We start from the raw sequence: 2,100 nt of genomic DNA, 5'->3' as shown, positions 1-2,100 counted from the left end.
ATTGGTCCAACACTGCCCCCTCCACCAGATGCCGTTAAGGTTCTCGCAGAATTCTGCCGGCTTTGAAGCGCAGCAACCTGATTATTCACTTGCACTGCTTGGTTCTGATAGCCAAGGTTTTGCGCTATCCTATAAAGCTCTTCTGCTGGATTAACCCCTTTTTGGGCGCAAGTCGCTACAATCGTACGCAATTCATCCCCTATAATCGCATCTATCGTGCTCTTTTGTGCATAATTCGGATAAACAGAGGACCATGCATTCAATTGCTTTGCACGCGTCTCATAAAGATAATCCGCCGCCGCATCAAAATCACTGTATTTATCTTTAATTGATGTAACAGAACTTTCTAAAAACTGGTTCAAATGATCATTAAATTCGTGGGATTCAATGGCTTGCCTTTGAACATCCTGCTGTGCCCTAATATACGCATCTTGCTTTTGAATCTTATCTAACATCCACGTTAATACGCTAATTGGGTCCTCACGTAGGTCTGGGGGCGCACCTTCTCCTTCAACCATTGGTGGCTGGGCTTGAGATTCATAAAACTTGACAAGCGCTTCACGGGCTTGTTTGGCTTGTTGTTCTGCATGTTGCCGATCTATAGGAACGATTTCTGAAGGCTTGTCAACGGGCTCTGCAACCGGCTCTGGAGGTGTCGCATCATTACTCTCAACGTTTTCGACCTCGTAATCACTCTCAAAAGAGCTCTCATCATCAAATACCGGTGCACCAACCCTGTAATCTTCATTCATAGCTTCGTTCATTTCTGCATTCATTCTTTCACCTCTCTCAAATATGCATGCCTCTGTGCAATGCTATTCTCTCTCGCATAATCTGATTGTGTGCTTGTTCATTGAGAAGCTTCTGACGTTCAATGTCATGCCTCTGTTGCATCATTTCGGCTTCCAATTCCGCTCTCTTCTGACGCATGAACAATTCAATCTGCTTTTGTTGTAAATCCATCTGTTGCATCTGGCTTTTAGTCGCCATATCCTGTTGCTTTTCTTGCAACTTCATTTCCTGTTCGGGATCCATCTGCTGTTGTTGGGCTTGTTGTGCCATTTGCTGCTGTTGCATCTTCTCGCTTACACGATTGAGTAATGACGCAGGCAAGGGTGAGTAACGAAGCAAATCAAGCATAATATCCGGTGTTACGGCATTTTGAAGCAACGGTAATAATTGCGTGATAATGCCAAAGGTACGCTCTTTCTCATTCGGGCTGGTTGGAGCATCATCCACCACAATATCGTAATCTACACTCATCACCGCTTCACGGGTCAACGGAATATATTGCGCATTCTCCTCACCCGATATCCGTACCAAACGACCATCAGACAAATAATTCTGTATCAGATGCAAAATAATCTTACCTTGCCGCTTGCGATACAAACGCAAACCATCAAACAGACAAGCTAGCAGGTTAAGACTGGATTGACGCCGTTGTGCCTCTAAAATCCCCGCTTGTGAGACTTCTCTCGTCCCTATAAACTCAGGCGATAAACCCGTAACTTGATTAATCGCTTCCTTGGCTTCATTAAACAGTTGGAAAAAGCCTGCTGGAAATTGCGCTACGGGTTTTGGTTGTATCTTACCACCAGCCAAAGCACCATTTTTTAAAACCGTAATACTATCAACCCTGCTCCAACTCTTTACAGCTTCTCTCTCATCTTCAAATGCGCCCCGCTCTGCCATTATCCCGCCTTTGGATTGGCTATTGAGAATGTGCATCACTTGACTAAAATATTTATTCGCCCATCGTTGTGGATCTTTTGTCGGTCTTACAACCCCATAAAATTGCCGTTCTATCTTGTCAAAATACCCCGTTATACACTCCCAACCCAATTGACCCGCTGGAACCAAAGGTTGATCGGGGCATTCAAGCAATTTCCTGCCTAAAAAAGCACGTTTTACAACCTTTTTATTGAAAGCTGCCCCTTGAATATCGGGCATCATGCACTGTAATTGCTTAAATTCCTCTTCACTATAATCACGCAATTCACCCGTTTCTAAATCCGGCGCCTTATAATATCGCTCGCTTTCAAACCAACGGCATTCAACAAGCGTTCAAGGCATTGATTTATAATCATAATCTAGCGTTAT

At 44.0% G+C, this 2,100-nt stretch carries 1 protein-coding gene and 1 pseudogene; both read right to left on the bottom strand.

Annotated elements, in window-relative coordinates; all coding sequences use genetic code 11:
- On the bottom strand, nt 1–776 hold a 776-nt coding region (locus ACFIM6_RS09795), incomplete at its 3' end, for a hypothetical protein (RefSeq protein WP_375612662.1).
- Nucleotides 777–789: 13 nt separating this feature from the next.
- Nucleotides 790–2,064, bottom strand: a pseudogene (locus ACFIM6_RS09790) (phage portal protein); the annotation flags it as partial.
- Nucleotides 2,065–2,100 lie beyond the last annotated feature (36 nt).

The sequence above is a fragment of the Bartonella sp. AA9NXGY genome, assembly GCF_042196845.1.
Classification (GTDB): domain Bacteria; phylum Pseudomonadota; class Alphaproteobacteria; order Rhizobiales; family Rhizobiaceae; genus Bartonella.
The sequence above is the reverse complement of the archived record's forward strand: the minus strand, read 5'-3'. Positions and strand labels throughout refer to the sequence as shown.